The organism is Lapidilactobacillus bayanensis (genome assembly GCF_003946695.1).
Classification (GTDB): Bacteria; Bacillota; Bacilli; order Lactobacillales; family Lactobacillaceae; genus Lapidilactobacillus; species Lapidilactobacillus bayanensis.
The window spans coordinates 1-7,919 of the sequence record NZ_RHOX01000048.1 but is presented as its reverse complement, the minus strand read 5'-3'; the positions used below and the strand labels follow the sequence as shown (position 1 = coordinate 7,919).

At 40.5% G+C, this 7,919-nt stretch carries 8 protein-coding genes; 4 read left to right on the top strand and 4 right to left on the bottom strand.

The features are described from left to right. Window positions 1-360: 360 nt before the first annotated feature. Genes EKM65_RS10865 through EKM65_RS10855 form a run of 3 tightly spaced genes read left to right on the top strand, consistent with a single transcriptional unit; the run spans window position 361 to window position 2,389 of the window. Window positions 361-741, top strand: a complete 381-nt coding sequence (locus EKM65_RS10865; protein ID WP_125608395.1) for a DNA-directed RNA polymerase subunit beta — start codon at window positions 361-363, stop codon at window positions 739-741. Further along, window positions 738-2,030, top strand: a complete 1,293-nt coding sequence (locus EKM65_RS10860) for a Y-family DNA polymerase (RefSeq protein ID WP_125608393.1) — start codon at window positions 738-740, stop codon at window positions 2,028-2,030. Before EKM65_RS10865 ends, EKM65_RS10860 begins: the two co-directional genes overlap by 4 nt. Next, entirely contained in the window at window positions 2,027-2,389 is a 363-nt protein-coding gene (locus EKM65_RS10855) for a hypothetical protein (protein WP_125608391.1), read from the top strand. Before EKM65_RS10860 ends, EKM65_RS10855 begins: the two co-directional genes overlap by 4 nt. Before the next feature lie 72 nt (window positions 2,390-2,461). Here EKM65_RS10855 and EKM65_RS10850 read toward each other — a convergent pair whose 3' ends face one another. The 4 genes from EKM65_RS10850 to EKM65_RS10835 form a co-directional block, all read right to left on the bottom strand. Then, entirely contained in the window at window positions 2,462-4,867 is a 2,406-nt protein-coding gene (locus tag EKM65_RS10850) for an ABC transporter permease (protein ID WP_125608389.1), read from the bottom strand. A gap of 5 nt (window positions 4,868-4,872) precedes the next feature. Further along, window positions 4,873-5,538, bottom strand: a complete 666-nt coding sequence (locus tag EKM65_RS10845; protein ID WP_125608387.1) for an ABC transporter ATP-binding protein — start codon at window positions 5,536-5,538, stop codon at window positions 4,873-4,875. A gap of 62 nt (window positions 5,539-5,600) precedes the next feature. Further along, the gene (locus tag EKM65_RS10840; protein WP_125608385.1) at window positions 5,601-6,611 is read right to left on the bottom strand and encodes a sensor histidine kinase; all 1,011 of its coding nucleotides are present in this window, start codon (window positions 6,609-6,611) and stop codon (window positions 5,601-5,603) included. Next, a complete protein-coding gene (locus tag EKM65_RS10835; protein WP_125608383.1) occupies window positions 6,598-7,251 on the bottom strand; it encodes a response regulator transcription factor in 654 nt (217 codons plus the stop codon). Before EKM65_RS10835 ends, EKM65_RS10840 begins: the two co-directional genes overlap by 14 nt. A 262-nt stretch (window positions 7,252-7,513) precedes the next feature. On the opposite strand from EKM65_RS10835, the gene EKM65_RS11380 reads away from it, so the two are divergent. Continuing rightward, the gene (locus tag EKM65_RS11380; protein ID WP_164506927.1) at window positions 7,514-7,669 is read left to right on the top strand and encodes a hypothetical protein; all 156 of its coding nucleotides are present in this window, start codon (window positions 7,514-7,516) and stop codon (window positions 7,667-7,669) included. The last annotated feature ends 250 nt before the right edge of the window (window positions 7,670-7,919 follow it).

Genomic DNA, 7,919 nt, shown 5'->3' with positions numbered 1-7,919 from the left:
GTTTCATGTCTATTTTTGTAGCAAAAAAGCCCTAACAGATCAGGGCTTAAGTGGAAATATTAACTTTCAACCTTTAGTTAACTAAATAATTTTTGAAAGATGCGTCGCTTTGATTTGTGGAAGCGACGTTTTTTTGTTGACTAATTTTTAGATCGTCTTTTTTATCTTGAATTTCTAACTCGGATCAACTCAAATGTTCACAGTATTTCACCAATATATTTTTCACAGGCAGGTGACTTGTAGCATGATCGTTTCAGATAATTTAGTTTTTACTCATCATTTTTAAAGTTCAGTGAATTTATCTTGTTTTTACAAACGTATGTTCGTATAATGTTTATATAGGATATCGAGGTGAGTCTTATGGAACGAAATGTCCCAAGAGAACGTTGGCTTTATCCGGACCGCGGCATGGCCAAGTGGCTGGGCTGGATCTTGAGCGATCACTCCGCTTATATGGAACAGGAAGCAATTGCTGAACAACCAATTGTAGCTAAGGTAGAAATGACCACTGCAGAGATTGATACGGTTTTAAAAACGGCGTGGTTACATACACAACCAATAAGTGTGCAGTTAAATATTGAATTCAATCATCATTATCAAGCAGATGTTCAAGGCATCATGGTTGGTTTTGCTGATGGTCAAATTTATTTGCAGGATCAAGCTGATCGAGAAGAAAAGATTCAGGTGGATTTAATTCGCCATGTTGAATTAATGACGTTGCAAAAGTGGTGGCAAGTATGACGACACCTTTAACTGATGTCAGTCGCTTACCAGTTCACGATGTGATGTGCATTGATTGTAAATCTTTTTATGCGTCGACAGAAGCGATTCGGCGGGGCGAATTTCCGTTGGCTGCTAAAATTGCCGTCATGTCCAACGAAGAATCGCAAGGTGGGTTAATTCTAGCGGCTAGTCCGGCTACGAAGAAAAACTACGGCGTGCAATTAGGAACTAGACGTTATCAAATTGCTGATGAAATGGATATTGAAATGGTTGAACCGCGTATGGCCGATTATATTAAGAAAAATTACATCATTAATCGAATTTATCGACAATTTACCGACGATCAACATTGGTATCCTTATTCGGTAGACGAATCTTTTATCGACGTGACTCATTCGCATGAAGTCTTCGGAACAACAGACGAAATTGCCGCTCGAATTCAAGAAGCAGTTTTTGAAAAAACTGGAATCATTACAACGATTGGCATAGGACCGAACCCTTTGTTAGCAAAACTTGCATTGGACAATGAAGCTAAACGAGCTGAACCATGGCGAGCAACTTGGACTTATGAACGCGTGCCAGAAACAGTTTGGCAAATAGATGAGCTAACTTCATTTTGGTCGATTGGGTCTAAGACGGCTAAAAAATTAAATGAGCTGGGAATTACGACGATTAAAGAATTAGCACACGCCGATCGGCAGCGACTACATCGTAAATTTGGTGTTTTAGGCGATGCTTTATATTTTCATGCTTGGGGAATTGATTATTCTGATTTAGGGCAGCCGTATTTACCGCGTGAAGAAAACAGGGGCTATAACAATAGTCAAGTTTTAATGCGCGATTATACTGAGCAAACTGAAATTGAAACGGTTTTGAGTGAGATTGCTGATCAAGTTGGCGCGCGCTTGCGCAGTCATCAACAACAAGCCAGTATTGTTGGAATTTTTGTTGGCTTTGCAGTGCCTGATGAACAGGGGCAACATGGCTTTTCTGCACGCACTCAAATAACACCCACGAATCACACCGAAGATTTAATTCAAGCTGTCCGTAGCTTGTTCGAGCGTAAATGGCGGCGGCAAACATTGCGCAATTTAGGCGTGAGCGTTAGCGGGATTAGCGATGCTACTGTTTTACAGTTCAATTTATTTGAAGACAGTCACCGCCAAGAAGCAGATTTGGCTTTAGACAGAACGATTGATCAAATTCGCCAACGTTATGGCTATCAAGCATTAGTGCGCGGTTACTCCAAGACTAAAGGAGCGACGGCGATTAAACGCAGTGGTTTAGTAGGAGGACATCACGGATGATTCAAGAATCAAAAACATTGTTAGCCAACTATCAGGAGAAATTTAAGCGTGAGCGGAATTATCAGTATTGGTTGGTAATCGTAAATAATCATTTCGATCATTGTTATTCGTTTTTTATTTATACGCGTAAGTTTAAGACCAAGTTGACGCGTAGTTATGAGCTGTTATGTATGCCCAACACTGATCAGGAGCTGTATCAACAAGTTTTAACAGATTTAAAGGCGGCTTCCAATTTGGCAATTGAATTTCGCGATACTCATCATTTGGTCCACCCAGGAACTGATATCTTGCAAGACACCATCCACGGTCACAGCAGTAGTGCAGCGTATCATACCAAAACAAAAGCAATTAAAAAATAGTGTCAAACATCATTCATCAATATTTTCTGATGAGTTGATGTGACACTATCTTTATGCACACGCTGTTTATATTCAGTCGTTGCGGATTAAGACATCAATATTTTGATGAGTTAGAATGTGGTGCGTGATGATCGCAAAAATAAGTTGAATTAGAATCAAGACAATACCAGCCATCATGATTTGTGCGACAGGTAAGTTGAGGGTATTAATCGGTTCAATTTGAGACTGCTTGGCTAATTCATAATAAATGGCACTGCCAATAATACTCCCGATTAACCAACCTTTAAACATCATTAAACCATTTTGAATACTTAACATTTTGGTGACTTGGCCAGGCGTTGTGCCGATTGATTGCAGCATCGCTAAACCGCGTCTCTGTTCAATTAAAGCAGAGAAAGTATGATTGATAATTGTTGCGAGACTGATGAGTGACAATAAAGAGATAAAACCGAGGGCAATCACGCGCATTGTTATGGCAATAGTCGTACTTTCAGCATTGGCACTAATACTGTCATAAATTTCGGCATTGGGGAAGCGTTGCTTAAGCGCATTCGTCAGGGCAATATGCTTATCACGATTCTTTAAAGTAACTCCGGCAAGTAGGTCAATACTGTCTTTAGGAATCTTTAATGGTTTAAATAATTCATGATATTGTGTCGTCGAAATAATTAATGCACCACCACCATCTATCGGAAATAGAAGTTGATAACCGATTAGTTGTGTAATTGGAACGATATGGACATCATCTAGCATAACTTTTTGTGGATGCTTAGTACTTCGCTGAAGATCTGTTGTGAAGGTTACCGGTCCCTGATAATGCTTCTCAGCAAATAACCAGGCTCTAATTCGATTACCACCGCTAAATTCTTCATAGATTTGTGTATTAATGATTGTCGGGTGGTTATTGAAATCTCGTTTAAATCGTTGAGCATCAACAGTCACTAACGGCAAATCGGTTCCTGAAGACGGTCCTTTGGCAATGACTAGTGATGCATCAATATTACTTTTATGAATGATTAGCGATTTTTTAATATTATTTGATTGTTTTAGAATTTGTTTGAGTGCTATTTCTTGTTCGGGAGCATTAGTCATGGTTACTGAAAGATCTTCGTTAGTTCCAGATGGGGCATTGCTAATGACGTTAGTAGCAAAACTAGTTAGACTGATGAAAATAGCAACAGTTGTGGTTAGCATGACTAACATCGTTAGTTTTTGAGCGTTGCGTCGATAATTTTTCAAGGCTAATTTTAAAATTGGTTTGTGGCAATGTTCAATTAATCTAGTCTCTTTTAATTGATGTCTTGTTAGTTTAGGCGAAATACTTAGAGAACGAATTGCGGCAATCGGTGTCGTGTGACTGGCCCGAATAGCAGGACTAGCGGCGGCTAATAATGTGATTAACATCATGAAAATAGCCGCACTAAGTAAAGGCAACCAATCAACAGCAAAATAAAGTTGCATGTTGACGTGATTTTTAACAAAGAGTTGATTTAATCGCTGAATTGCAAAAGCAATACCACCAATGCCGACTAAGTAGCCAAGTAATAAAGCGGGAATCGCTAAGGTTAAGGCTTGCTGATAGACTAAATGGCGTAATTGTTTAGGCGTCATGCCAATTGAACGTAACAAGCCATAACGTTGGCGACGCGCACGAACGGATAAATTAATACTTGTAAAAATAAGAATTAAGGCAGCAATGCCAACAATGACTAAACAGATTAAAATTGTGCTGTACAATTCAACTCGCTGGTGAGCGTTCGTTGATTGTCCGAGCATCAGAAGTGCGTTTTCGTTAAATGAAAGCTGCTTAGCGCTAATTTGATTGTTGCTGGCTAGTTGCTGAGCTTGTGCACGAATAGCCGTTAAATTTTTCGGTGTTACGATCAGCGTTTCGCTTGTCGCGACTTGTTGTTGATCGTAAGTAATTAGGCCAGTAGGCACAAAACCAGGTAAATAAGCGTTGTAAGTCCCAACAATCTGGTAGTCCTTTTTTTGACCGGCGGCTAGAACCGTTAATTTTTGGCCACTACGATTTTGCTCTGAAGATAGATCATTAGGAATTAGAATTTCTTGTTGTGTCTTAGGAAGATGACCACTTTCGAGTAGTGGCGCAACAAGTTTATTTAGATTTTTCGATGTTAGCTCCGTTATTTCAAAGTGGTTGGGCGTTTTGAGTGCTGTTGGCAGTCTCTTTTTATCGACTAGTTTTACTGGTTTCATTTCTTTTAAACTAGCGGTGCTGGCAAAGTGACCGCTAGCTAACAGTTTATCTTTTTGTCGGGCGGTAATCTGATTGAAGGCAATAACACCACCAGTTGCTTGTCGCTCGCGATTATAAATCGTTAACTGGACACTGCGAAAGCCAACTAATATTGCGACTGCCATCGTTGCAGCAATCGCCATGGCGAGAATCGTAGCGATGGTGCGTTTCTTTTCGGTGCGAAAGCTGCGTAGATTTAAACGAGTAATCACATTCATGGCGATTACCTCGTTTCTTTCATTTGTCCGTCTTCAATTGTGATGACGCGACTGGCTTGTTGGGCAATTAGTGGATCATGGGTTATTAAGATGATGGTTTGACCCTGTTTAATATTAGCGGCATGCAAAAGTTGCATGATCTCTTGTGAGTTCCGTTGATCTAAATTCCCAGTTGGTTCATCAGCTAAAACAACGGCAGGTTGGTTAATTAACGCGCGACCGATGGCAACGCGTTGTTGCTGGCCACCAGATAATTGACCGGGTAGTGCATTGCGTTTATCACTTAATCCTAGGGTTGCTAATATTTGTTCCAAGCGCGTTTGCTCGACTTTTTGACCGTCTAGTTCAGTGGGCAGGGTAATATTTTCCGTAACGGTTAAATTAGGAATTAAATTATAAAATTGATAAATCAAGCCTACTTGGCGTCGCCGAAAAATTGCCAGCTTGGTTTCGTTTAAGGCGTAAATATCTGTATGATATAATTTCACCGAACCACTGGACGGTCGATCGACACCACCAAGTAAATGTAATAAAGTCGACTTACCCGAGCCAGACGGTCCCACAATCGCCAAGAATTCACCGGCAGTGACTGCTAAATTAATATCATCTAAGGCCAAATTTTGCTCGCCAGGATATTGCTTGGACAAATGACTTGCTGTTAATATTTCCATTTCTTTCACCTCGTCTTATCGTTATTTTTAGCATACTAAGAGAAAGTGACATTTAAGTGACATTAGCGAAATAATTCAATTCGATAACCAACGCCGTGGTTCTGATTGGCAATGGTTAGACGGCCATCACTAGCCTGAATAATCCCATTAGCAATCGCCAAACCAATTCCCAGATTGTCAGCAGGACTTTGTCGGCCACGATAGAAACGTTCAAAGAGATGCGGTAAATCTTGCTCGGGAATAGGGGCGCCTTGATTCGTAATCGTGATAATTGTTGAGATGTCATTCTTGTTAGCTGCAATGGTCAGAGTCGAATGTTCTGGTGCGTGTTCATAATTATTCTTAATCAGATTAACTAAAGCCTCTTGAAAAAGGGCCGCATTGACTGAGATTTGTAAATCAGGCTTAACTTGCCAGTCAACCTTTAAATCTTTGGCCGCAATTTTAACAAGAAGTAAGTTAAGACTTTGCTTAATTAAGTCGCTTAAACTCAGCTCATTTTTTTGACGAGCCAGTGTGTGCGTGTCGACTTTTGCCAATAAAATAAGTTGATTGACCAGTTGAATTAGGCGCTGATTTTGTTGCTGTAGCTTAGACTGTTCAGTTGTTAAATTTTGCGGTGTAACCAAATCTAGCAAGTTTTGCGTCGTTGCGATCGGCGTCCGTAGTTGGTGGGCAATATCAGTAATAGCCGTAGTTAGCTGCTGGCGATCGTGCTCAATATTATCCCGTAAGGATTGCGTTTGGCGAATATAGCGGTACAGTTCATTATGTAAATTAGAAAAAAGGCCAGTGTTATTAAATGCCAAGTCGTAAGTCACTTGGTTGTGATCGGCGTCTTTAATTTGTTGCGTTAACGTCTGTAGACTAATAACGACTTGACGCAACCAGAAATAGCAGACAGTACTAATTAAGCCTACCAACATTATAAAAATAACCATTAAAGCTGGTCCATTTTCAGGCGTTAACCAAGCAATCGTTGCCATGGTGCCGCCACAAATAATGATCAAAGTTAAAGCTAACCAGGCAATATATTTGGTTTCTGGTAATTTGAAAAGATTAATTTTCACCATGAATGAAATACCCCATTCCGCGAATTGTCTGAATTAATTGAGGTTGACTAGGATTATGCTCTAACTTCTCGCGTAGTCGTTTAATTGTAACCGTCAAGGTATTATCGGAAACGAAATTATCTTGAGCGTCCCAAATTACCTTTAATAATTGTTCACGACTAAGTAATTGCTCTTGGTTAGCGGTAAAGAAGGCAACTAATCGCCATTCAATAGCGGTGAGCGGAATGATTTGTCCTTGTCGGCGAACGCGACGTTGTGACAAATCGACCTCTAAATCACCTAATCTTTGCGGGGCAGTCGGTAATAGCTTCTGCAATCGTAATTGCAGAACGTTTAGACTGGTCGGTTTAACAACGTAATCAGCGGCCAAAGATAGCCCACTAATCATGGCGTCTTCTTGATCATTAGCCGTTAGAATTAATAATTTAGCGGTTAAAAATGGTTGCCATTGCTTCAACCAAATCAGGCCATTACCGTCAGGCAGCGATAAGTCTAAGATAATAGCGTCAAAAGATTGCTTTTGTAATCTGGCATTCACTTCTGCAAGCGTACGGCAACCTGTGACTTGAAAATGGTGGCAAAAGAATTGTTGCATACTTTCTAGTAAGATTTGATTGTCCTCAACGATTAATAAGTTCATTACTAACACCTCAAGCTTTCTTACTCATATCATAGCAAGAAAGCAGGGGGATTTGGTGGTTATTTAAAAAATTGTGGCAACTAGAGCTGTTATTTTGTGGTTCTTCACGCTTGCGCAAAGGTTGCGGATGGAACGTGCGGGTACTGTGGCGTAAATAAATACTTGGTGCTGAGACGTAGAGTTAGTGTGCTAAAAACTAGAACTGTTATTTTGTACTTCTCTGCGCTTGCGCAAAGGTTGCAGATAAAACGTGCGCGTTGTCGTGGCGGCGAAGAAATACTTAGCGCTGGAACGTAGTGGGCTTCGATTTAAGCCGATTAAAGGGCAAATCGTCTTAAATACGAGCCTTAATGTAAGCAATAAATTGCCAACATTAATGTCACTACTGAGCGGTATTTCTTCGCCGCCACTAAGCTAGCAAGAGGGCAACCTTTGCTCAAGCGCTGAATTGACGAGCGGTTGAAGTACTTCTAATTTTCAGGAGCACAAATTCGCGATTAAATCACACCATATCATCTCGTTTGTCAGTGCCGGAGGGAAATCGCGGTCAGCCGCGGAATTCTTGTTAGTGGTTTACCACTTACAAGAAAGTTTGGTGCGCTCGGCATGATTGTTATCTAGGCGGTGAAAGTCCGCTATGAGCCGTAGTAGTCGGAATCATAAGTCGA

Excerpts from the sequence above, each read along its gene's own strand:
- EKM65_RS10865 (WP_125608395.1), top strand. The coding sequence starts at position 361 with ATGGAACGAAATGTCCCAAGAGAACGTTGGCTTTATCCGGACCGCGGC.
- EKM65_RS10860 (WP_125608393.1), top strand. The coding sequence starts at position 738 with ATGACGACACCTTTAACTGATGTCAGTCGCTTACCAGTTCACGATGTG.
- EKM65_RS10855 (WP_125608391.1), top strand. The coding sequence starts at position 2,027 with ATGATTCAAGAATCAAAAACATTGTTAGCCAACTATCAGGAGAAATTT.
- EKM65_RS10850 (WP_125608389.1), bottom strand. The coding sequence starts at position 4,867 with ATGAATGTGATTACTCGTTTAAATCTACGCAGCTTTCGCACCGAAAAG.
- EKM65_RS10845 (WP_125608387.1), bottom strand. The coding sequence starts at position 5,538 with ATGGAAATATTAACAGCAAGTCATTTGTCCAAGCAATATCCTGGCGAG.
- EKM65_RS10840 (WP_125608385.1), bottom strand. The coding sequence starts at position 6,611 with ATGGTGAAAATTAATCTTTTCAAATTACCAGAAACCAAATATATTGCC.
- EKM65_RS10835 (WP_125608383.1), bottom strand. The coding sequence starts at position 7,251 with ATGAACTTATTAATCGTTGAGGACAATCAAATCTTACTAGAAAGTATG.